The organism is Pseudomonas sp. ICMP 3272, from assembly GCF_001466905.1.
Classification (GTDB): domain Bacteria; phylum Pseudomonadota; class Gammaproteobacteria; order Pseudomonadales; family Pseudomonadaceae; genus Aquipseudomonas; species Aquipseudomonas amygdali.
Genome location: NZ_LKEK01000065.1, coordinates 15,398 through 37,783, shown reverse-complemented (window position 1 = coordinate 37,783; position 22,386 = coordinate 15,398). Strand labels below are relative to the sequence as shown.

The 22,386-nt window shown below is 60.1% G+C and carries 16 protein-coding genes and 1 pseudogene; 8 read left to right on the top strand and 9 right to left on the bottom strand.

Translation table 11 applies throughout. The features are described 5' to 3' along the window. The first annotated feature begins 14 nt into the window (after positions 1–14). Positions 15–1,172, top strand: a complete 1,158-nt coding sequence (gene macA / locus AO068_RS18890) for a macrolide transporter subunit MacA (protein ID WP_058409150.1) — start codon at positions 15–17, stop codon at positions 1,170–1,172. Positions 1,173–1,174: 2 nt separating this feature from the next. Further along, positions 1,175–3,136 (top strand): MacB family efflux pump subunit, encoded by a 1,962-nt coding sequence (locus AO068_RS18885; RefSeq protein ID WP_058409149.1) that lies wholly within the window; start codon positions 1,175–1,177, stop codon positions 3,134–3,136. 151 nt (positions 3,137–3,287) lie between these two features. On the opposite strand, the gene AO068_RS18880 is transcribed toward AO068_RS18885, so the two are convergent. Continuing rightward, complete coding sequence (locus AO068_RS18880) at positions 3,288–4,622, bottom strand: diaminobutyrate--2-oxoglutarate transaminase family protein (protein WP_058409148.1); 1,335 nt, start codon at positions 4,620–4,622, stop codon at positions 3,288–3,290. Positions 4,623–4,898: 276 nt separating this feature from the next. On the opposite strand from AO068_RS18880, the gene AO068_RS18875 reads away from it, so the two are divergent. The 6 genes and pseudogenes from AO068_RS18875 to AO068_RS18855 all read left to right on the top strand — a co-directional run bounded on the left by AO068_RS18875 (position 4,899) and on the right by AO068_RS18855 (position 13,889). Continuing rightward, on the top strand, positions 4,899–6,329 hold the full coding sequence (locus AO068_RS18875; RefSeq protein ID WP_058409147.1) for an efflux transporter outer membrane subunit: 1,431 nt from the start codon (positions 4,899–4,901) through the stop codon (positions 6,327–6,329). Next, positions 6,326–7,429 carry an efflux RND transporter periplasmic adaptor subunit gene (locus tag AO068_RS18870; RefSeq protein WP_058409146.1) on the top strand — a complete coding sequence of 368 codons (1,104 nt, stop codon included), beginning with the start codon at positions 6,326–6,328 and terminating at the stop codon, positions 7,427–7,429. The genes AO068_RS18875 and AO068_RS18870 overlap by 4 nt, the downstream gene beginning before the upstream one ends. Further along, positions 7,426–10,458, top strand: a complete 3,033-nt coding sequence (locus tag AO068_RS18865; protein WP_058409145.1) for an efflux RND transporter permease subunit — start codon at positions 7,426–7,428, stop codon at positions 10,456–10,458. The genes AO068_RS18870 and AO068_RS18865 overlap by 4 nt, the downstream gene beginning before the upstream one ends. Positions 10,459–10,849: 391 nt before the next feature. After that, positions 10,850–11,620 (top strand): annotated as a pseudogene (locus tag AO068_RS29755) (MCP four helix bundle domain-containing protein); the annotation flags it as partial. Further along, the gene (locus AO068_RS29750) at positions 11,615–12,478 is read left to right on the top strand and encodes a methyl-accepting chemotaxis protein (RefSeq protein ID WP_404944472.1); all 864 of its coding nucleotides are present in this window, start codon (positions 11,615–11,617) and stop codon (positions 12,476–12,478) included. The pseudogene AO068_RS29755 and the gene AO068_RS29750, both read left to right, overlap by 6 nt. Positions 12,479–12,710: 232 nt before the next feature. Then, a complete protein-coding gene (locus AO068_RS18855; protein WP_005777311.1) occupies positions 12,711–13,889 on the top strand; it encodes a DUF2252 domain-containing protein in 1,179 nt (392 codons plus the stop codon). 41 nt (positions 13,890–13,930) lie between these two features. Here the strand turns inward: AO068_RS18855 and tspO are convergent, their stop codons facing one another. From tspO to AO068_RS18815, 8 genes are all read right to left on the bottom strand, one after another. After that, the gene (tspO, locus tag AO068_RS18850; protein ID WP_005777309.1) at positions 13,931–14,371 is read right to left on the bottom strand and encodes a tryptophan-rich sensory protein TspO; all 441 of its coding nucleotides are present in this window, start codon (positions 14,369–14,371) and stop codon (positions 13,931–13,933) included. A gap of 164 nt (positions 14,372–14,535) precedes the next feature. Further along, positions 14,536–16,131 (bottom strand): gamma-glutamyltransferase family protein, encoded by a 1,596-nt coding sequence (locus tag AO068_RS18845; RefSeq protein WP_058409143.1) that lies wholly within the window; start codon positions 16,129–16,131, stop codon positions 14,536–14,538. Positions 16,132–16,161: 30 nt separating this feature from the next. Beyond that, complete coding sequence (locus tag AO068_RS18840) at positions 16,162–17,034, bottom strand: ABC transporter permease (protein ID WP_058409142.1); 873 nt, start codon at positions 17,032–17,034, stop codon at positions 16,162–16,164. Further along, on the bottom strand, positions 17,034–17,978 hold the full coding sequence (locus tag AO068_RS18835) for an ABC transporter permease (protein WP_057424401.1): 945 nt from the start codon (positions 17,976–17,978) through the stop codon (positions 17,034–17,036). Before AO068_RS18835 ends, AO068_RS18840 begins: the two co-directional genes overlap by 1 nt. A 28-nt stretch (positions 17,979–18,006) precedes the next feature. Then, the gene (locus tag AO068_RS18830; protein WP_058409141.1) at positions 18,007–19,509 is read right to left on the bottom strand and encodes an ABC transporter substrate-binding protein; all 1,503 of its coding nucleotides are present in this window, start codon (positions 19,507–19,509) and stop codon (positions 18,007–18,009) included. Then, positions 19,506–20,639, bottom strand: a complete 1,134-nt coding sequence (locus tag AO068_RS18825; protein ID WP_058409140.1) for an ABC transporter ATP-binding protein — start codon at positions 20,637–20,639, stop codon at positions 19,506–19,508. Before AO068_RS18825 ends, AO068_RS18830 begins: the two co-directional genes overlap by 4 nt. Continuing rightward, the gene (locus tag AO068_RS18820) at positions 20,636–21,652 is read right to left on the bottom strand and encodes an ABC transporter ATP-binding protein (RefSeq protein WP_058409139.1); all 1,017 of its coding nucleotides are present in this window, start codon (positions 21,650–21,652) and stop codon (positions 20,636–20,638) included. Before AO068_RS18820 ends, AO068_RS18825 begins: the two co-directional genes overlap by 4 nt. Further along, positions 21,649–22,386, bottom strand: a complete 738-nt coding sequence (locus tag AO068_RS18815) for a FadR/GntR family transcriptional regulator (protein WP_058409138.1) — start codon at positions 22,384–22,386, stop codon at positions 21,649–21,651. The genes AO068_RS18820 and AO068_RS18815 overlap by 4 nt, the downstream gene beginning before the upstream one ends.

The window sequence follows — 22,386 nt, the reverse complement described above, 5'->3', positions numbered from 1 at the left end:
ATTCGTGGCTTTCTATGAAAAAGTTGAAGTTTCGCAAAGTGCTCATTGTTGTTGTGCTGTTGGTTCTGGCAGCAGGTATTGCCTACGGCATCCAATCCCCGGAAAAGGCACCGGAGTATCTGACCGCCAAGGTCGAACGCACCGATATCGAAAACTCGGTGCTGGCCAGCGGAGTGCTGCAAGGCATCAAGCAGGTTGATGTCGGTGCGCAGGTCTCAGGCCAGCTCAAGTCACTGAAGGTCAATCTGGGTGACAAGGTCAAACAAGGTCAGTGGCTGGCGGAAATCGATCCTGTGGTGCTGCAGAACACCCTGCGCCAGTCGCAGGTCAACGAACAGAACCTGATCGCCCAGAAGGACGCGGCTGCCGCGCAGCTCAAGGACGCCAAAGCCATTTACCAACGCTACAAGCAACTGCGTGCGGATGACGCGATCTCGCAAAAGGACTTCGATACGGCGCAATCGGACTTCGAAGTCCGGAGTGCCAACCTTCGCTCGCTGGAAGCACAGGTACGCGACGCAGGGATCCAGATCGAGACCGCCAGGATCAACCTGGGCTACACCCGCATCGTCGCGCCGATCAGCGGTGATGTGGTGGGTATCGTGACCCAGGAAGGCCAGACCGTGATCGCCAGCCAACTGACGCCGGTGATCCTCAAGCTGGCAGACCTGGACACCATGACCGTCAAGGCGCAGGTCTCCGAGGCCGACGTGATTCATATCACCCCAGGCCAAGAGGTGTATTTCACCATCCTCGGCGATGCCGAAAAACGCTATTACGCCAAACTGAAAGGCACGGAACCGGCGCCGCAAAACTTTCTTGACGCGCAGTCCAGCAACGCCGGCAAGCCGAACAGTGCGGTGTTCTATAACGCATTGTTCGACGTCCCCAACCCTGATCACCGTCTGCGTATTTCGATGACCGCCCAGGTGCATATCGTGCGTGAAAAGGCCAAGGGCGTACTGACTGTGCCTGTTGCAGCTTTGGGCGACAAGAACGGCGACGGCACCTTCCCGGTGCGCGTGATGGACAATCAGGGCCAGGCCCAGAGCCGTAACGTGCAGACCGGCATCAACAACAACGTGCGGGTCGAGATCAAGAGCGGCCTTGCCGAGGGCGACCAGGTGGTGATCGGTGAACCGTCGGCCACACCAGCGACAGCGGGGGCCTGACCATGAGTCGAGCTCTTCTGGAACTCAAGGGGATAACCCGTCGTTTTGTCGCTGGCGAGAAGGACTTCATCGCGCTCAATGACATCAACCTCACGATCAATGCCGGCGAACTGGTTGCCATTACCGGGGCCTCGGGCTCCGGCAAGTCAACGCTGATGAACGTGCTGGGTTGTCTGGATCACGCCAACAGCGGCAGTTACAAGGTCGACGGGCGTGAAACCGGTACGCTGACCGATGATGAGCTGGCAGAGCTGCGCCGCGATCACTTCGGTTTCATTTTTCAACGTTATCACCTGTTGCCGCACCTGCCAGCGATACAGAATGTCGAAATGCCTGCCATCTACGCAGGCACCGGCAAGGGCGTGCGCGTGGAGCGCGCGCAGAAGCTGCTTGAGCGGCTGGGCCTGCCCGGACATCTGGAGCATCGGCCAAGCCAGCTTTCAGGCGGCCAGCAACAGCGGGTCAGTATTGCCAGGGCCTTGATGAACGGCGGCGAGATCATTCTGGCCGACGAACCTACCGGGGCCCTCGACAGCGTCAGCGGCAAGGAGGTGATGAACATCCTCCTAGAGCTCAACAGCGCCGGGCACACAGTGATTCTGGTGACCCACGATGAGAAGGTTGCAGCGCACGCCGAGCGCATCATCGAGATGCGTGACGGCGAGATCATCGCCGACCGGGTAAACCCTGATCGCCCGATCATCAACGAAAAAACCACCGAGCGCCTGCCCACCAAACCCAGGCAGGGCAACCGGCTGATGGCCAACCTCGGCCTGTTCCAGGAGGCCTTCGTCATGGCCTGGGTGGCGCTGATCTCGCACCGCATGCGCACGCTGCTGACCATGCTCGGGATCATCATCGGCATTACCTCGGTGGTGTCGATCGTTGCGATCGGCGAAGGGGCCAAGCGCTATGTGCTCAAGGACATTGAGGCCATCGGCAGCAACACCATCGAGGTGTTCCCAGGCAGTGACTTTGGCGACACCAAGTCCATGGATATCCAGACCCTGGCGCTGTCCGATGTGGCGGCGTTGAGCAGTGAGTACTACATCGACAGCGCCACACCGAATATCGGCCGCAACCTGCTGGTGCGCTACCGCAACATCGACGTATCGGCGACGGTGAGCGGGGTCAGCCCGAGTTACTTCCAGGTGCGTGGCACCAAAATGGGCTTGGGGGTGGGGTTCAACAAGGATGACGCCAGGCGGCAAGCGCAAGTGGTGGTGATCGATTACAACACACGGATTCGCCTATTCGGCCCCAAGGTCGACCCGCTGGGCCAGGTGATCCTGGTGGGCAACCTGCCCTGTACAGTAATCGGCGTGACCGAGAACAAGAAAAACATCTTCGACACCAGCAAGAACCTGAATATCTGGATGCCCTACGAAACCGCCTCTGGCCGCCTGCTGGGTCAGACCTACCTGGACGGCATCACCGTGCGGGTCAAGGAAGGGCAGCCGAGCAAGGTGGTCGAGGACAACGTCAACAAACTGCTGCAAAAGCGTCACGGGACCAAGGACTTCTTCACCTACAACCTCGACAGCGTGATGCAAACGGTGCAGAAGACCAGCCAGTCGCTGGCCCTGTTGCTGTCGTTGATTGCGGTGATCTCGCTGGCGGTCGGCGGTATCGGGGTGATGAACATCATGCTGGTGTCGGTCACGGAGCGGACGCGCGAGATCGGCATTCGCATGGCAGTCGGGGCACGCCAGTCGGATATCCGTCAGCAGTTTCTGGTGGAGGCGGTGATGGTTTGCCTGATTGGCGGGGTCATCGGCATCGGCCTGTCGTTCGTGATCGGCTATGTGTTTTCACTGCTGGTCAAGGAATGGCAGATGGTGTTCTCCGTGAGCTCGATTGTCACTGCGTTCATCTGCTCGACATTGATCGGCATTGTGTTCGGCTTCGTACCCGCACGTAATGCGGCACAGCTCGATCCGATCGAGGCGCTGGCACGGGATTGACGAGAGGATTGCAGGACAGGGATGTTCTGCATGACGATATCGACGGCCCGCTGACGTGGGCAGTGTGGAAGGGATCCTGCTCACGAGAGGCTGATGCAGCCGACGGCTATCTGTCGCTGTATCAGCCTCTCGAGCAGGCTGTTGCGAGGATTCAGCCTACCGCGCTGACGCTGGAAACCCGTGCTGCGCTGCTGCTCATCAGGGCCTGTTCGAAGCGGTCGAGGACCATGCCCACTTCCGACTCGGTGATATTCAACGGTGGCAGGAAGCGCACGACTGCGCTGTTGCGTCCACCTGTCTCGATGATCATGCCGTTGTTGAAGCACTCCAGCTTGATCGCCCGCGCACGTGCGCCATCGCCAACCCCTGGACGTGATCCTGTAGCCGGTTTGACGATTTCTACCCCGAGCATCAAGCCACGGCCACGGACATCGCCGATAAACGGGAACTGTCGAGCGATGTTCTCCAGCCCGCTGTGCAACTGCTCACCGCGCAGCACAGCATTGCCGACCAGATCGTGCTCCTTGATATGACGCATGGTCGCAGCCCCGGCCACCATCGCCACCTGATTGCCACGAAACGTCCCTGCGTGCATGCCTGGGCCCCATGTATCGAGGTGCTCGGCATAGACGATCACTGACATCGGGTAGCCGCCACCGATGGCCTTGGACAGCACCAGAATATCCGGCGTTATCCCGGAATGTTCGATAGCAAACAGGTTGCCGGTACGTCCGAGTCCGGTTTGCACTTCGTCGACAATCAGCAGGATTCCCAACTCGCGAGTGATATCACGCACAGCGCGCAGCCATTCTGCCGACGCCGCAATGCAGCCGCCTTCGCCCTGAATCACTTCGACCACCACCGCAGCCGGTTTGGACACACCGCTTTCCGGGTCGCTGAGTACCGTGCGGATGTACTCGATGGAGAGGCGGTCGGTGTTTTCGCCGTCGGTGCCGAACGGGCAGCGGAAACGATAGGGGAAGGGCAGGAAGTGGGTGCCCTGGGCCAGCAGCCCGGCCTTGGGGTTGAGGTTGCCCATGGCCGACAAGGCGCCAGCGGTCATGCCGTGATAACCACCGTGAAAGGACATCAGCGGCGAGCGCTGGGTGTAATGGCGGGCCAGCTTGATTGCGGCTTCGACCGCGTCAGAACCGCTGGGGCCGCAGAACAGAATTTTGCTGTTGTCGCGCATTCTGGCGGGCAACGTCGCGAACAGCTCTTCGACGAAGGCGTGCTTGGCCGGTGTGGCCAGGTCAAGGGCCTGCTGCAGATGATCACTGTTGAGGAATTCGATCACCGCCTCGCGGACCACCGGAGGGTTATGACCCAGTGCCAGCGTGCCAGCGTTCGACAGGCAGTCGAGGTACTCCTGGCCGTTGGCGTCCTTGACCCGCATGCCCTTGCCACTGACAAACAGCTGCTGGAAGGTCGCTGCGTAGGTGCGCGCATTCGACTCCAGTTTCTTGAGATTACTTAACTCTTCCATAGTCGATCCCTTGTTGGCACAGGTACGGATTCATTGCTACTCGGTTCGAGCAGGGCCCGATTCTGTAAGAACCTCAGGGCGATCGCCAACTTATCGCCGTGGGACTGTCCCCGTATTCCACGACATACATACCGCGGCCTCCAGCGTTAAATGCATGCTACGAAAGGGATTTGTGGCGCAGCAGGAAACCTCGCGACAACGCTCCTGATCGTCCGGATTCCTGCCCCGTTGCTTCTTTTCTCCAGACACCACTGTTCCGGAATTTTCGAGAGCTTTATGTCTATTGGCAAACCTGCTGGCCGATTCCTGTTGTCGATGTTTGTGGTGTCACTGCTCAGCGGCTGCACGCTGGGGCCGGACTACCAGTTGCCTGCGGTGGCGGTTGCCGGCAAGTGGCATGCGCCGCTGCCCCATGACGCGTCGATGGTGGGGCTGCAGGATTGGTGGCAACAGTTCAATGACCCTGCACTGGCAACCCTGTTGCGTCTGGCGCAAGCAGACAGCCCGTCTCTCGATCAGGCTCTGGCGCGCATCGCCCAGGCACGCGCGACGCTGGACGGCAGCTTTGCCGACAGGCTGCCGCAAGTGAGCGGCGGCGCGAGCAAGTCACGCGCGGGCATCAGGCAGAGCGGGGCGCGCCAGAGCGGTACGACTTCCGGCGCAACCCTCGATGCGTCCTGGGAATTGGACCTGTTCGGCAAATTACGACGCACCGACGAAGCTTCGCGCAATCTGCTTGAAGCTCGTGTCAATGACTGGCATGACGCTCGTGTGTCGCTGGCGGCCGAGGTCGGTGATGACTTCGTGCAGTACCGCGGCTGCCAGATGCTGGTGAACGCTTACCGTGATCAGGCGCAATCCCAGGAACAGACCGCACGTCTGACTCGCGTGTCGTTTCAGGCCGGGTTTACCGCAGCCGCTGATTCATCGTTGAGCGACGCCAGTGCGGCGGCCAGTAATGCGACCCTCATCAAACAACAAAGCGAGTGCGACGTGCTGCTCAAAAGCCTGGTGGCCCTGACCGGTAGCGACGAGGAGCAGGTGCGGGAAGTGCTCGGCCATAACCCCGCGCGACTGCCGCAGCCTGCGTCGCTGGATGTACGGGAAATACCCGCCGACTTGGTGCGACAGCGCCCGGACCTGGCGTCCAGCGAACGTGAACTGGCCGCAGCGAATGCGAAGATTGGCGCTGCTCAGGCGGATCGTCTGCCCAGCCTGAGTCTGATCGGCTCGTTCGAGGTGGGGACCACCACTGGAGTATTCAGCCGTAACTGGAGCCTCGGCCCGCAACTGACTGTTCCGCTGTTCGACGCAGGCAAGCGCCGGGCGGCAGTGGACTCGGCACGGGCAGATTATGACGCGGCGCTGGCGACCTATCGGCAGACCTTGCGCACGTCGGTGATGGAAGTTGAGCAGGCACTGGTGCGTCTGGACGCGGCGCGGCGTTCGCAAGCCAGTACGCAGCGGGCCAGCGACGGTTATGAAGCGTCGTTCGAGGCCACAGACCGCAACTGGCAGGCCGGTAACGCCAGCCTGCTGGACCGCGAAGTGGCGCGACGCTCGGCCCTTTCGGCGCAAATCGAACTGATCACCGTGCAACAAAATCAAGTGCGCTACTGGATTGCCCTGTACAAGGCCCTGGGCGGTGGATGGCAGGGCAGTCGCGAAGGTTTGGCCAGTGAGACAGCGAAACGGGGCGGCGTATGAGGAAGATACGCATGTATGGGCTGTTGACGCTGGCGGTATTGGGCGTTTCAGGCTGGTTAGTGTTTGGCCGTGCAGAGCCGACCCCGGCTGCTGCTGTTGCGCCGTCAACCAGCCTCACCGTCGAGGCGGTTCAACCGCACCACGAAGAATGGCCACAGGAACGAGTGGCCAGCGGTGCGCTCGCGCCGTGGCAGGAAGCTGTTATCAGTGCCGAAACCGGAAGCTTGCGGATCGCCAGCCTGAAGGCTGATATCGGCGATCAGGTGAAGAAAGGCCAGGTCTTGGCGACCCTGGCCGATGACAGCGTGCTGGCCGAGGAAAACAAGCAGAAGTCAGCGGCAGCCCAGGCCACGGCGCAATTGCAGGAAGCCCGCTCCAATGCGCGACGTGCGGCGTTGGTCGGACAGAGCGGGGCCTTGTCCGAGCAGCAACTGGAAGAATACCGGGTCAAGGTGCAGACCGCTGAAGCCAACCTGGCCTCGGCAAATGCCGACCTGCGCAGTATCCGGATCAAACTCACGCAGACACGCATTGTCGCGGTGGATGACGGGGTCATATCCGGGCGCAAGGCCTTGCTCGGCGATGTGGTGTCGGCGGGCAGCGAAATGTTCAGGATGATCCGGGATGGCCGCATCGAGTGGCAGGCAGAACTGGATGCACAGCAACTGCCAGGTGTGCAGGTCGGACAGCTCGCTCGCGTGACGTTGCCAGGCGGTATTCAGGTCGAAGGTCGCGTGCGGCTGGTCTCGCCAATACTCGACAGCAAGACCAGCAGGGCGCTGGTCTATGTTTCCCTGCCCACTGGGTCGATGGCGCGCGCCGGCATGTACGCCAGCGGTCGCATCGAACTGCCATCCACTGCAGCGCTGACTGTCCCGGATACCAGTGTGATCCTGCGTGACGGACGCTCTTATGTGTTCGTGCTGGGCAAGGATATGCATGTCAGCCAACAAGTCGTAGAGGTCGGGCGGCGGCGTGGATCGGCGCTGGAAATCCTCGGAGGTCTGACAGAGCAGGCACAGATCGTCCGTAGCGGTGGGGCCTTTCTCAACGACGGGGCCAGCGTGACGCTGGTCAACGCCGAGGCGCGCATGCAATGAATATCTCCGCGCTGTCGATTCGTTACCCGGTTCCGGCGGTCATGCTGTTTTTACTGCTGACCCTGTTTGGTGCCCTTGGATTCGATCGTCTCGGTATCCAGGACTTTCCCGACACCGATCTGCCCGCAGTGGTCATCAGTGCCTCACTGGAAGGGGCCGCCCCCGAGCAACTGGAAACCGAAGTCGCGCGCAAGCTCGAAGACAAGCTGACCTCGCTGCGCCTGCTCAAGCATGTCAGCACGCAAATTGCCGAAGGCAGCGTCATCATCAATGTGATATTCGACATCGACAAGGATGGCAATGAAGCGCTCAACGAGGTGCGCAATGCGGTGGACAGCGCTGCCGCCGAGTTGCCAGCCAACCTCGACACGCCATCGGTAACCCGCCTGACCACCAATACCACGGCGTTGCTGACCTATATGGTCGATGCGCCACGCATGGACGAAGAAGCGTTGTCCTGGTTTGTCGACAATGAGCTGAGCAAAAAGCTTCTGACCGTGCGTGGTGTCGCGAACATCGGCCGCGTGGGCGGTGTGGACCGCGAAGTTCAGGTGGACCTTGATCCCGCGCTGATGGCTGGTCTGGGTTTGAGCGTGACGGACATCGCGGATCGTTTGCGGACGATGCAGAAAGACAATTCCGGCGGTCAGGGCGATCTGGGCAGCGGTCAGCAGGCGCTGCGTGTCCTCGGCGGCATTGACGACCCGGCGGCGCTGGGCGCTATCCGCATTCCCGTCAGCGAAGGGCGAATGCTCGCCGTGCAGCAGTTGGCCACCGTGCGTGATACCCATGCCCAGCGCACCACCCTGGCGTATCGCGACGGCAAACCGGTGATTGGCTTTCAGGTCATGCGCTCTCTGGGTTTTTCCGACATCGGAGTGACCAGGGATGTGCGCCAGGCAGTCAGTGAGTTCGCCAGGCAACATCCTGATGTGCGTATTGAAGAAGCGAGTAATGCCGTCGACCCGGTGATGGAAAACTATCGCGGCTCCATGATGCTGCTATACGAAGGAATGTTGCTGGCGGTGTTGGTGGTCTGGTGGTTCCTGCGTGACTGGCGGGCGACGATTATCGTGGCCACAGCACTGCCTTTGTCGATCATCCCGACATTTGGCGTGATGTATTTTGCCGGTTTTAGCCTCAATACAGTTTCACTGCTGGCGCTGGCCCTGGTGATCGGCGTTCTGGTCGATGATGCAATTGTTGAGGTCGAAAACATTGCGCGACACCTGCGTATGGGCAAAACCCCGCGTCAGGCGGCGATTGAGGCGTCCGACGAGATCGGCCTTGCGGTATTGGCGACCACTGTGACTCTGGTCGCGGTGTTCCTGCCAACCGCTTTCATGGGCGGGGTTTCCGGCAAACTGTTTCGCCAGTTCGGTGTGACTGCCAGCGCTGCGTTGATGTTTTCGTTGTTGGTCGCCCGGCTGCTGACGCCAATGATGGCAGCATATTTTCTCAAGGCTCGCGCGCATGGTGAGCACGACAGCGGTTTGATGAGACGTTACCTGAGCTGGATTCACTCCAGCCTGAGCCGCCGCAAGACCACCATGGCCATTGTTGGTGTCTTGTTCATCGGCTCGCTGGCACTTATTCCCTTGCTGCCGACCAGCTTCTTGCCTGCGCAGGATATTGCCAGCAGCACCGTCAGCCTGGAGTTGCCGCCCGGCAGCAGCTTGGCCCAGACCGGCGAGATTGCCTTGCAGGCTGAGAAGCGTTTACGCGAGATTCCAGAAGTGGCCCACGTTTTCATCGCGGCGGGCAGCGGCGATGTGGGCAGTGCGGGTGATCGCAAGGCGGCGCTGACCGTCGATCTGCTACCACGTAACCAGCGCGCACTGAAACAGTCCCAGGTGGAAGCGAGCATGCGTGAAAGTCTGCGCAGTTTGCCCGGTGTGCGGGTCAATGTCGGTGGTGACGCCAGCGGCGAACGGCTGGACATCGTCCTCGCCAGCGATGATGGTGATTTGCTGGAGCGTACCGCAGCCGCTCTTGAACCGCAGCTGCGCCAGATAAAAGGCGTCGGCAACATCACCTCCAGTGCTGCGGTGCAAAGGCCGGAAATCCAGATGCGCCCGGATGTTGTCCGCGCGGCAGAGCTGGGCGTCAGTAGCCAGGACATCGCCGACACACTGCGCATGGCCACCTACGGCGAATACAGCTCGTCCCTGGGCAAGATCAATCTGTCCCAGCGCCAGGTCAATGTGCGGGTGCGTATGCAGCCGCAAGTACGCACCGACCTGCAGAGTCTCGCTCAGTTACGGGTCACGGGGCGTGATGGCCAGATCGCGCTGGCGTCTCTGGGAGAAATCAGCATGGGCAGCGGCCCCGCGCAGATTAATCGTATCGATCGCTTGCGCAATATCACTCTTTCCATCGAGCTCAATGGGCGCAATCTGGGCGAAGTAATGGAGCAGGCCAGGCAGGCGCCGGTCATGCAGAACCTGCCAGCACAAGTGAAACTGGTAGAGCAGGGCGAGTTGCAGTTGATGAGCGAGCTGTTTGGCAACTTCAGCCTGGCGATGGCCGTCGGCGTGTTCTGTATCTACGCGGTGCTGGTGCTGCTGTTCCATGATTTCATGCAGCCGCTGACCATCCTCTCGGCACTGCCTTTATCGCTCGGCGGCGCACTGTTGGCACTGTTGATAGGCGGGATGAGCTTTTCCATGGCATCGGTCATCGGTTTGCTGATGCTGATGGGGATCGTGACCAAGAACTCGATCCTGTTGGTGGAGTACGCGATCATGGCTCGTCGTGAGCCAGCCGTGAGCCGTTATGAGGCGTTGATCGACGCCTGCCACAAACGTGCCCGGCCAATTCTGATGACTACTATTGCAATGGGTGCGGGCATGTTGCCGACAGCATTGGGATGGGGCGGAGAATCGGGCTTCCGCCAACCGATGGCAGTGGTCGTCATTGGCGGACTGTTGGCCTCAACCGTACTAAGTCTGTTGGTAGTGCCCGTTATTTTCACTTATATCGATGATGGCCACGAGACACTTAAAGGATGGTTTCGCAGGCCTCGATAAAACCGTGTAATCCGCTATCGTCGCAGGCTCGCTGACGTGGGCCAACGCCTTGGAATACTTGGCATGCCGAGACGTTTTCCTCCTTGGGTTCTACTTGGCAAACCCTGCGCAGCAGTGCCCGTTTTTTATTTAGTCGCCATCTTTTTATCCAGTAACACCGCAGTGTCTATTCATAAAATCCGGTTCATGCCGATAACAACAGGGATCGCGAAAAGTCAGGATGCAGTGAACAAGCAGGTCCTGCTCTGGCACAGAAATTGGATGACTACTTCTGTAGTCCGAAAAATCGCTTATCGCAAAAGTGCGCAAAACCCACGTTCAACTACTCGCCTCTAGTGCAGTAGGGCTCTCGGACAGAAGTGCCCCCTTACTTAACGATGATGGATAATCAATGAACCTGATAAATCGCACCAGTTTCGCTAAAAAACTCATGGCCGCGTTCATCGTTTGCGCCATGATCACCTTGGCTGTGGGTGGGTTGGGTATGCTCGGTATCAACCGGCTCTCCGATGCCCTTGAGCTGACGTTCTCGAATAACCTGGTTTCAGTGGCCAACACCAACGAGACGATGACCGCCCTGACCACTCATAACCGCGGGCTTTACCGTTTGCTCGACGCCAAGGACAAGGCCACGGCGGAGAAAATGCGCCAAAGTATCAATGCCGAGCTGGAGCGTGCGCAGAAAGTCTATGCCATCTACCGCGCCACCCCATTGGAGGACGATGAACGCGCAGCGGGCGACCAGTACGACGCCTTGATGTCAGCCTACATCTCTGCTTCCCAGAACATCTTTGACCTGCAGCAGGCGGGCAAACTGGAAGACGCGCGCAATCGCCTCAACGCGCTGGCGGACGGGGAGTTCAACAAGGCTCGCGGCTACCTGCAGATCATGATCGACTCCAACAAGCGCCAGATCAAAGAAGGTGCAGAGGCCGCTGACAGGCTGCAAAGCAACTCGGTATTCATGTTGACGGCGGGTATTGTCATCGCGTTTGTGGTGGCGATCATGTTGGGTATTTTGATCACTCGCATGATTACAGGACCACTGAGAAGCGCTATCGAAGTTGCACAGCGTATTGCATCGGGTGACTTGACCCAGAGCGTTTCCAGCACCCGAGGCGATGAAGCGGGGCACCTGCTCAATGCGATCGGCACGATGCAGGGCAATTTGAAACGCACGATTCAGGAGATTTCCAGCGCGTCCGATCAGCTTGCCTCCGCAGCCGAAGAGCTTGGCGCGGTCACCGAAGAAAGCACACGCGGCCTTACTCGACAAAATGACGAGATTCAACAGGCTGCAACGGCGGTAAACGAAATGACGGCTGCTGTTGAAGAGGTAGCCCGCAATGCAGTGTCTACCTCAGAGGAGTCCAAAGCACTGGCAACCGACGCCGCGAACGGTCGTGGCCAGGTGGATAACACCGTCAAGGGCATCGGCACGATGGTCAGGGAGATTACCGAGTCGACGGGGTCAGTGACCACGCTTGCCGGCCACGTCCGGGACATCAGCAAAGTGCTTGAGGTCATCCGCAGCATTGCGGAACAGACCAACCTGCTTGCGCTGAACGCCGCCATCGAGGCTGCACGCGCCGGTGAGCAAGGCAGAGGGTTTGCTGTGGTAGCCGACGAAGTGCGCGCTCTGGCGCACCGCACCCAGGCTTCAACGGTGGAAATCGAAGGCATGATCGGTACCGTGCAGTCCGGTGCCGACGGTGCGGTCGCTGCAATGAGCAAAAGCCTGGCGACGGCCACAAACACCCAGGAACTCGCTCAGCGTGCCGGCAGCGCCCTGGAAAAAATCACCAGCGGCGTAGGCACCATCAACGAGCGCAACATGGTGATTGCCTCGGCGTCCGAAGAACAGGCCCAGGTCGCACGCGAAGTGGATCGCAACCTGGTCAATATTCAGGAGCTGAGCGCCCAGTCCGCAGCAGGCGCCAATCAGACGAGCGCGTCCAGTCAGGAACTGTCACGGCTGGCGACTTCGTTCAACACCATGGTTGCGCAGTTCAAGCTTTAACGGGCTTGTGCAGGTGTATTTCCGGTCTGGTCGTCTGGACCGGAAATACATGCTGCATACCTTGTTCTTGTCCTTTCTACGGGTTCACCTCGCCAGTTTGCGGGGGCAAAGCGCTTGAGGTAATTTGAGTCTGGTTTAAACGCTGAAGACAAACAGCGATCAGACGTGAAATATCTTGAAACATTCCTGTCACATCACGAGTCAATGGAATAACCCTCTTCAAGGTTTTCCGATGAAAACGCCTCGTCCCGACACACGCCTCAAATCCCTCATCAACCTGCGCAACCTGAAAATGGCGAGGTCTGCGCACGCGTTCGTTCGCGGCAATACCGCGCAGTTCTATGAGTGGCTTCACAGTCAGTCGGGCAGGCGTCTGCCCAGCGGTCCGCCGGTCTGGATCTGCGGGGATTGCCATGCCGGTAATCTGGGGCCCACAGGGGATTCGAGAGGGCGCATCGATATGCATATCCGCGACCTCGATCAAGCCGTCATCGGTAATCCGGCCCATGACCTGGTGAGGCTGGGGCTGTCGTTGGCGACGGCTGCTCGTGGCTCGGATCTACCCGGAGTGACCACGGCAAGAATGCTGGAAGAGATGATGCAGGGCTACGAAGAGGCTTTTATCGGCAACGACGATGAAGAGCCGGATCGTCCTGCGCAAGTGAAAGCGGGGATGCGCAGCGCGGTACAACGCACGTGGAAGCATCTGGCAAAGGAGCGTTTCGAAGGTACGCAACCGACCATTCCGTTGGGCAAACATTTCTGGCAACTGTCACGTGCGGAACGCGATGCAATCAAGGCGCTTTGTGAGACGCCGGAGATTCATGCGCTGGTGACATCGCTTAAAGGCAGGTCCCAGGATGACCGAGTGCGTCTACTCGACTCCGCCTACTGGGTAAAAGGCTGCAGCTCTCTGGGGCTGCTTCGCTACGCGGTGCTGATGGGTGTTGGCGATGAAGAAGATGAAGAGTTCTGCCTGCTCGACGTCAAGGAAGCCGTCGCCGCGGCGGCCCCACGTACTGCGAGGGCGCGGATGCCCAGAGACAATGGTAAACGGGTAGTGGAGGGCGCCAGGAACCTGTCGCCCGGTCTGGGTAGCCGAATGGTTGCCGTGCGAATGCTGGATCATTCGTTCTTCATTCGTGAGCTACTTCCTCAGGACATGAAGCTGGAACTTGATGAGCTCACTGAGCAGGAGGCCATGCAGGCCGCAGCTTATCTCGCCAAAGTTGTGGGTAAAGCCCACGCCAGACAGATGGATCTGGCCACACGTGCGGCGTGGATCAGGGACCTGCAAAGCAATCGATCCGATACCCTGGACGCTCCCTCCTGGCTATGGTCGAGCGTCGTTCAACTGGTCGGTAGTCACGAGCAAGGCTACCTTGAGCATTGCCGCCGTTACGCGCTGTAGCGGTTTCGCCGCAGAGCCAATAGACGGCAAAGCCGGGACGATTATCTATTGTGGCGCAGAATGGAAAAGTTCAGCGCCGCTGCCACCGAGAGCCACACCAGATAGGGAAACAAAATCAGCCCAGTAATGATGTCCAGCTGCAAGGCCATTACGATCATTGTGGCGACAACGATCCACAGCAAAGCAAGAATCACCATCGCCGCGACAATGCGGTTCGCACCAAAAAATACCGGTGTCCACAACGTGTTCAGTGCAATCTGAGCAGCCCACAGGGCAAGCACGATCTGGCTGCCGGGGAGCAGCGTCAGGCGATACCCTGCCCAGGCGAGGAGCAGGTAGATCACGGTCCACGCTACCGGAAATGCCCAGTTTGGCGGGGTGAAGCTCGGTTTCTGAAGGGATTCGTACCATGCTCCTGGTTTAAAGATGATGCCGGTTGCTGCGGCGGCGCTGCAGGCTAGAAGGAAGATCAAAAAGGTCATGGCTTTTCCTGGGTCGAAACGCTATAGGGCTTGAGATGAGTGGCAATCTCAAGCTTGGACGCCTGCGCGCTGGAAAGGTCCGATCTTTTGAGTGGCAAGGTGAGGCCAGCGAAGCTGATTGAACAGTCAATGCTCTGCTGCGCTGGCCGAACCGTTGCGTTTGGTCAATAAGCCGCGACCATTCCATCCTTCCTGGGATCGGTCCCGCCCACATAGCCATGCGCCGTTCGCTGGATAATCTGCGCACCGCCGAAGGCAAACACGCCGCTCGGCTCTTCGACATCGATATCGTGACCTTTGGCGCGCAGTGCTTTCACCACGTCAGGGTCAAACGCACGCTCCACCGCGACTTTCAGGCCGGTTTCGATCCTCCAGCGCGGCGCATCGGCAGCAGCTTGCGGGTTTTGCTTGTAGCGCAGGATGCGCATCATCATCTGCAAGTGGCCCTGCGCCTGCATCGGGCCGCCCATCAGCCCGAATGACATCAGCGGTGTGCCGTCGGCGTTCATGACAAAGCCAGGGATGATGGTGTGAAACGGACGCTTGCGCGGTGCAACATAATTAACGTGCTGCGGGTCCAGGGAAAAGCCTGCGCCACGGTTCTGCATGCTGATGCCGGTGCCGGGTACAACGACACCCGAGCCGAAACCCATGTAGTTGGACTGGATGAACGAGATCATCATGCCGCTTTCATCCGCCGCTGACAGGTACACCGTGCCGCCCGGTTTCGGCGAGCCGTGCCCGGGATTGGCGGCCTGATCAGTGACCAGTCCCGCGCGCTCCATCAGGTAGGCCTTACTCAGTAAATCCGCTGAAGGGACGCGCATGTGCTCGCTGTCGGCGACATGTTCGTCGAGGTCCGCCAAGGCCAGTTTCATTGCTTCCAGCACCGGGTGAACCGTTTCAAGACTGTCCACCGGGTGCTCGCCGACGCCCAGCGCTTCAAGCATGGTCAGGCCGGCGAGGGTGGCGATGCCCTGGCCATTCGGCGGGAGTTCATGCACCACAGCTCCTGCGTATGGCACCGACAGCGTGTCGATCCAGTCCACAGTGTGCGTCGCCAGGTCGTCGAGACTCATCACGCTGCCATTGGCGTTGGCATGGGCGATGATCGCCTGTGCCAGTTCGCCGCGATAGAACGCTTCGCCTTTGGTCTGGGCGATCAGTTCCAGCGTGCGAGCGTGGTCCTTGAGCTGGATTTTTTCTCCGGCCAAGGGGGCTTTGCCACCCGGCATGAAGCATTCGGCAAAGCCCGGTTGATCCTTGAGCAGGTGCGAGCCGCGTTTCCACAGCTCGGCGATAATCGGTGTGACCTGATAGCCATCGCGGGCGTAGCCGATCGCCGGTTCGGCCAGGGTCGCGAAGGGCAGTTTGCCGTAGCGTGCCGAAAGCTCCACCCAGGCCGACACTGCACCCGGCACGCTGACCGCAGGCCAGCCGCGTTGCGGCATCTGGCTCTGGCCTTCGAAGTATTCCGGTGTCCAGGCCTGTGGCGCGCGGCCGGAAGCGTTCAAGCCTTGCAGCTTGCTGCCGTCCCAGACGATGGCAAAGGCATCGCTGCCGATGCCGCAGCCGGTGGGCTCTACCACAGTCAGCACCATGGCCGCGGCGATGGCGGCGTCGACCGCATTACCGCCACGGCGCAGCATGTCCAGCCCGGCCTGAGCGGCCAATGGCTGAGAGCAGGCGACCATGTTATTGCCCATTACCGGCGAGCGCGCCGAAGCGTAAGGTTGGCTGTAATCCAGATCATCGAACATAAGCGTTTCTCTTGGCAGAAGACGAAAGGTTTAGCCCTTGGGGTCCAGCGCATCGCGCAGGCCGTCACCCAGCAGGTTGAAACACAGGACCGTGATGTAGATCGCCACACCTGGCGCAATCGACATCCACGGAGCCTGCTCCATGAAATTCTTCGCTGTATTGAGCATCGAGCCCCAGGACGGCGAAGGCGGTTGCTGGCCCAGGCCGAGGAACGACAGGCTGGCTTCGGCCAGAATTGCCGAGGCGATGGTCAGCGTCGCTTGCACCACCAGCGGCGACATCACGTTGGGCAGCACGTAACGCAGGATAATCCAGCGATCCGGCAGGCCGATGGCCCGGGCACCTTCGAGGTAATCCTCGTGTTTGATCGACAGCACCTGGCCACGGGTCAGCCGGGCAAAGATCGGCATCGCGGACAGGCCGATGGCGATCATCGCGTTGGTCAGGCTGGGGCCGAGAAAGGCGCCCAAAGCGATGGCCAGCACCAGGAACGGACAGGACAACAGCGCTTCCATGACCTGCGAGATGATCATGTCCAGCTTGCCACCGAAGTACCCGGCCAGCAGGCCCAGCGGAACGCCGATGAGCATGGCGATGGCTACCGAAACACCACCGGCCAGCAGCGAACTGCGTGCGCCATACAGCAAGCGTGAAAACAGATCGCGCCCCAGTTCGTCGGTGCCCATCCAGTAGATCAACGAGGGAGCCTTGCGTACCGCGAGAAAATTGGCCTTGAGCGGATCATGGGGCGCAATCCAGGGGGCCAGAATGGCCGCGAGGACAAACAGCAGCAACACCGCCGCGCCAATCACTGCGCCTTTGTTGGCGAGGAACTTCTTCAGAAAAGGCGAGCGACTGCGCGGCAGGATCGCGCTATGCGGCAGGCTGGCAATGGCGGTCATCAGGCACTCCTCAGGCGTGGGTTGATCAAGCGGTAGAGCACGTCGGCCAGCAGGTTCAACAGCAGAAAGCCAATCGCGACACACAACACCACGCCTTGCACCACGGCGTAGTCGCGGTTGAACACAGCGTCGACGATCATCTTGCCGAAACCCGGAATGCTGAACACTTGCTCGGTCAGCACCGCGCCGCCAAGCAATTCACCAAACAGCAGTGTCGTGAGGGTGACGATGGGCATCAGCGCGTTACGCAACGCATGCTTGAGAATCACCGTGCGCGGGAACAGTCCTTTGGCACGAGCGGTGCGGACGTAGTCAGTGCGCAATACTTCCAGCATGGCGCTGCGGGTGTGACGCATGAGAATCCCGGAAAGCCCGGCACCCAGTACGAAGGCTGGCAGAATCAAGGTCTTCAGGTTTTGCCCGAAATCCTCGCCCATAGGCACGAAGCCGGAGGCGGGCAGCCACTGCAGTTTCACTGCAAAGATCATGATCAGCAGAATGCCCAGCCAGAAGTGCGGGATGGAAATCCCCGACAGCGCCACCACGTTGGCGCCGTAATCCACCGCAGTGCCTTTGCGCACCGCCGAAATGATCCCGGTTGGAATGCCTATCAACAGCGCAATCAGCAGGGCCAGCACGGCCAGTTCGATAGTCACCGGCAGTTTCGACGCCAGCAGCGTGGTCACCGGTTGCTCGGTGCGCAGCGATGTTCCCAGGTCGCCGGTCAGCACGTTGCCGACCCAGTTGAGGTACTGCAACGGGATCGGGTCATCGAGTCGGTATTTGTCGCGTAGGTATTCCATGACCGCTGGATCGCGTTCTTCCCCGGCCATGGCCAGCACCGGGTCACCCGGCAGCAGCTTCTGCAGGGTGAAGACGAACAGCGAAACCAGAATCAGCGTCGGTATCGAGCTGAGCAGGCGTCGCAGGATGAACATCAGCATACCGGAACCTCGCAGGTGCGCCCGTCAGTCATGGCTTGAACGCGACATTGTTCAGACGAATCAGACCGTCCGGGTTAGGGACGAAACCGGTCACGTTGTTACGCATGGCAATGATTCGCGGGTCGAAATACAGGTAGGCGGTCGGTACTTCATCGGCCAGCAAACGCAGCGCTTCGTTGTACAGCGCCTGGCGTTGTGCAACGTCGTTCACGGTGCGCGCCTTGTTGAGCAGTTCGTCGAGCCTGGCGTTACAGTATTTACCGTCGTTCTGGCCACCCTTGCAGGTCACGAACTGATGGATATCGCCATCCGGATCAGGGCGGCCCGACCAGGCGCTCATGCCGATCTGGAAATTGCCGCTCGCCTGTTCGCTGAGCATCGTGGCGTATTCAGTGGCAATCAGGTTGACCTTGAAGCCCGCTTCTTCAGCCATGGCCTGAATGATCTGCCCGACCTGTTGCGCGATAGGGTTGTTGGCCACTTTCAGGTCAACCGCCAACGGCAGTTTCACACCGGCCTGCGCCAGCAGCGCCTTGCTTTTCTCGACATCGCGAGCCGGGATCGGCAGGTCCTTGTCGTAATACGGGCTGTTTTTCGGAAACGGCTGAGCGCTAGGGGCGTACAGCCCCTCAAACACCACCTGGTTAATGGCATCGCGGTCGATAGACAGCTCAAATGCCTTGCGTACGCGCTTGTCCTTGCCGATCGGCGAGTTGGCTTTTTCACCGTTGCCGATGTTGAACATCAGTTGCATGTAGCCCAGGCCTGGCGTGTTGTAGATCGCCAGCTTGCTGTCACCCTTGACGGTCTTCACATCGGTTGGCGCAACCCGTTCGATAATGTCCAGGTCGCCGGAGCGCAGGTTGGCCAGGCGCACCGAGGTATCCGGAATCGGCAGGAACACCACTTTGTCGAAGTGATACGCCTGTTTATTCCAGTACTTGTCAAAACGCTCCAGCACGATTCGATCCTGCTGCACGCGCTGCACGAATTTGTAAGGGCCGGAGCAGACCGGGTTGGCGGCGAATTCGCCTTGCGCAGCTTTCGGCGCGAGCATCATTCCGGCGCGGTCCGACAGCTGTGAAACCAGCGTGGCATCGGCCTGCTTGAGCTTGATGGCGACGGTTTTTGCGTCTATCACCTCGACGCTGTCCACCGAGGCCAGCTCGCTTTTGCGCAGGGAGTCTGGGAGAGTGCGGGCGCGGTCGAGGTTGAACTTCACCGAGGCCGCATCAAAAGGCTCGCCATCGTGGTACGTCACGCCTTCGCGCAACGTCATGGTCAGGGTTTTACCGTCTTCGCTCCAGTTCCAGGCGGTGGCCAGTTGCGGCGAGTAAGTCAGGTCCGGATTGACGTCCACCAGTTTGTCGCACAGCGCGGTGTAGACCAGGCGCCCTGAGTAGGTGCGCGAACGATGCGGATCAAGCACATCGGGATCGTCCTGAATGCCGATGCGCAACGTCGATTCGGCAAAGGCAGCGTTGGCGGCCAGCAATAACAATGTTCCTGTCACGACGCGTGCGATTTTCATGGCTGGCTCTCCACTGCAAGGGATTGATGGTGCTTGAACAGATTCAGGCGCTGCGTGTAAGCAGCGCTGGGTGTTGGAAGGATCAGCGTGGCGCTGCCTGCGTTGGCGATTTCACGCCAGAAGTGGCAGGCGACCTGGCGTTCGGCCTCGACTGTTTCCATGACCGGCGCAGCGTCCTTGCACAGCGCACGGGCGTGCGGGCAACGGGTATGAAAGCGGCAACCCGAAGGCGGGCGGCTGGGGCTGGGCATATCGCCGCCGAGCAGCGGACGCGGCTGGCGCAGGTCAGGGTGGCTGACCGGCACAGCGGCCATCAGCGCCTGGGTATAAGGGTGCAAAGGGTTTTCGAACAGCGCGTCGACCGACGCCAGTTCGACGATTTCACCCAGGTACATCACCGCCACGCGGTCGCTCATATGGCGAATCACGGCCAGGCCATGGGCAACAATCACCAGGGTCAGGCCGAATTGATGCTTGAGGTCTTCGAGCAGGTTGACCACTTGCGCCTGCACTGAAACGTCCAGCGCCGAGACCGGCTCGTCACCGAGGATCAAGCGCGGCTCGGAAGCCAGTGCGCGGGCAATGCCGATGCGCTGGCGCTGACCACCGGAGAATTCATGGGGATGCCGACCTCCGTGTTCCGGAGCAAGACCTACCGTGCGCAACAACTCGGCGACTTTAGCCTGACGGTCGCTGCGACTGGCCTGGCTGTGCAGCCAGATCGGTTCGCCAACGATGGATTCCACGGTCATGCGTGGGTTCAGCGAGGCGAACGGGTCCTGAAAGATGATCTGTAAGTCACGGCGTACCTGACGCAGCTTTTCCGGTGTCAGGTTGGCCAGGTTGCGGCCCTCGTAAATCACGTCACCCGCAGTCGGTTGCAGCAGGTTGAGCAGCAAGCGGCCAAGAGTGGATTTACCCGAGCCGGACTCGCCTACCAACGCCAGTGTCTCGCCCTTGCGGACTGACAGGTTGACCTGATTGACGGCCTGTACCGGTGGCTTCTTCGGCTGCAAAAGGCCGCTTTCCACGGCAAAGTGCTTGCTCAGGCCGATGCCTTCCAGAATGGGTTTCTGCGCGTTGCTGTCGGGGCTGACGCGCCCGGCGATATCTGGTCTGGAAAGGTTCACGCACTGACTCCCACATGCTGTTCCAAAGGCGCACGGATGCACGCGGCGAAGTGTCCGGGAGACAACTCAAGCAGCGGCGGGCGTTCGTCTCGGCATTGCTGGATCACGAACGGGCAACGCCCGGCGAAACGGCAACCGCCCGGCATTTCTGCCGGCGTCGGCACCCGGCCGTTAATGGTCGCCAAACGACCTTCACGAGGGCCGATAGAGGGCATCGAACCCATCAGGCCGATGGTGTACGGATGCTGCGGATCGTCGAACAGGGTTTTCACCGGGCCGCTTTCCACGACACGCCCGGCGTACATGACCATGACGTCATCGGCGACTTCGGCGACTACACCCAGATCGTGGGTGATCAGAATCATCGCTGTGCCGGTCTCGGTCTGCAGGTTGGCGATCAGCGAGAGGATTTGTGCTTGAATGGTCACGTCCAGCGCAGTCGTCGGTTCATCCGCGATGATCAGCGCCGGGTCATTGGCCAGCGCCATGGCAATCATGGCCCGTTGCCGCATGCCACCCGAGAGTTCATGTGGGTAGGCGTCCAGCCGCTGGCGAGCGTCCGGCACGCGGACCTTTTCCAGCATGTCCAGAGCCCGCTGGCGGGCAGCCTTGTCTGAAAGGCCCTGATGACGCATCACGCTTTCAGCGATCTGCTCACCGATGGTGAAGACCGGATTGAGGGAGGTCATCGGCTCCTGGAAGATCATCGCCATGCGGTTGCCGCGCACGTCGAGCAGGCGCTCTTCGGACATGCCCAGCAAGGCTTCATCGATCAGCAGCGAGTCGCTGGCGTCTACCCTGGCCGTCGTCGGCAACAGGCCCATCAGGCCCATTGAGGTCACGCTCTTGCCGCAGCCGGACTCGCCGACGATGGCCAGCGTCTTGCCGCGCTTGACGGAAAACGACACGCCGTCGACAACATTGGCGGGCGCACCGGCAAAGCGGACGGTCAGGTCGCTGATGCTGAGCACCGTGCCGTCGCCGTTTTCTGTGAGGTGGGCAGTGGCGCTCATAGGCTGGCCTCCAGGTCTTGGTTGATGACGGTGTTCAGGGCCTGTTGCAGCGCACGTAAATGGCCGCGCATGGCCGTGGCGGCTTTGATCGGATCTCGGCTTTCAATGGCGCTGACAATGTCGTCGTGATCGTGGCTGTAAGTGTCGAGGCGGTCGGCATTGCGCGCCCGGTGACGCAAGTCGCGCCAAGCGGTGTCCAGACGGATCGCATCGAGCATTTCGAAGATGTCCAGCATCAGCCGATTACCCGCGGCTTCGGCAATGGCGCGGTGCAGGGCGCTGTCCCACAGTTCAATACCTTCAGCATCAGTCTGCTCGGCGACCTGCTGGCGAGTGGTGCGCTCGGCAAGGCGGCGTAAAATTGCCATCTGCTCACCATTGGCCCGCACCGCTGCCAATGAGGCAAGTGCCGGTTCCAGATGCAGACGCGCTTCCATGACCTCGCTGAAATTGGTCCGGCCAGAAAGCCGGGCGAAACTCATGGCGGCGCTGGGTGGTGTAGGTCCGACAAAGGTTCCTTTACCTTGCCGCCGCCAGACTTGGCCTTCGGCTTCCAGCACCGACAGGGCGCGACGAACTGCGCGTCGGCTAACCCCGAAATCGGCCGCCAGATCCCGCTCGGTAGGCAATGCCCGCTGGGGGAAGGCTGCATGCTGAGCAACGATCTGCCGCAAGGCATCCAGTGCCAGTTTCGAAGAGTTGTCGATAGAGACGTCAGGATCGAACCTTTGCAT

What these genes read in the sequence shown, in the direction of transcription:
- AO068_RS29750 (WP_404944472.1), top strand. Translation starts at nt 11,615, where the DNA reads ATGCAGGGCAATTTGAAACGCACGATTCAGGAGATTTCCAGCGCGTCC.
- tspO (WP_005777309.1), bottom strand. Translation starts at nt 14,371, where the DNA reads ATGACCTTTTTGATCTTCCTTCTAGCCTGCAGCGCCGCCGCAGCAACC.
- AO068_RS18875 (WP_058409147.1), top strand. Translation starts at nt 4,899, where the DNA reads ATGTCTATTGGCAAACCTGCTGGCCGATTCCTGTTGTCGATGTTTGTG.
- AO068_RS18830 (WP_058409141.1), bottom strand. Translation starts at nt 19,509, where the DNA reads ATGAAAATCGCACGCGTCGTGACAGGAACATTGTTATTGCTGGCCGCC.
- AO068_RS18835 (WP_057424401.1), bottom strand. Translation starts at nt 17,978, where the DNA reads ATGCTGATGTTCATCCTGCGACGCCTGCTCAGCTCGATACCGACGCTG.
- AO068_RS18880 (WP_058409148.1), bottom strand. Translation starts at nt 4,622, where the DNA reads ATGGAAGAGTTAAGTAATCTCAAGAAACTGGAGTCGAATGCGCGCACC.
- AO068_RS18870 (WP_058409146.1), top strand. Translation starts at nt 6,326, where the DNA reads ATGAGGAAGATACGCATGTATGGGCTGTTGACGCTGGCGGTATTGGGC.
- AO068_RS18815 (WP_058409138.1), bottom strand. Translation starts at nt 22,386, where the DNA reads ATGCAAAGGTTCGATCCTGACGTCTCTATCGACAACTCTTCGAAACTG.
- AO068_RS18845 (WP_058409143.1), bottom strand. Translation starts at nt 16,131, where the DNA reads ATGTTCGATGATCTGGATTACAGCCAACCTTACGCTTCGGCGCGCTCG.
- AO068_RS18865 (WP_058409145.1), top strand. Translation starts at nt 7,426, where the DNA reads ATGAATATCTCCGCGCTGTCGATTCGTTACCCGGTTCCGGCGGTCATG.
- AO068_RS18885 (WP_058409149.1), top strand. Translation starts at nt 1,175, where the DNA reads ATGAGTCGAGCTCTTCTGGAACTCAAGGGGATAACCCGTCGTTTTGTC.
- macA (WP_058409150.1), top strand. Translation starts at nt 15, where the DNA reads ATGAAAAAGTTGAAGTTTCGCAAAGTGCTCATTGTTGTTGTGCTGTTG.
- AO068_RS18855 (WP_005777311.1), top strand. Translation starts at nt 12,711, where the DNA reads ATGAAAACGCCTCGTCCCGACACACGCCTCAAATCCCTCATCAACCTG.
- AO068_RS18840 (WP_058409142.1), bottom strand. Translation starts at nt 17,034, where the DNA reads ATGACCGCCATTGCCAGCCTGCCGCATAGCGCGATCCTGCCGCGCAGT.
- AO068_RS18820 (WP_058409139.1), bottom strand. Translation starts at nt 21,652, where the DNA reads ATGAGCGCCACTGCCCACCTCACAGAAAACGGCGACGGCACGGTGCTC.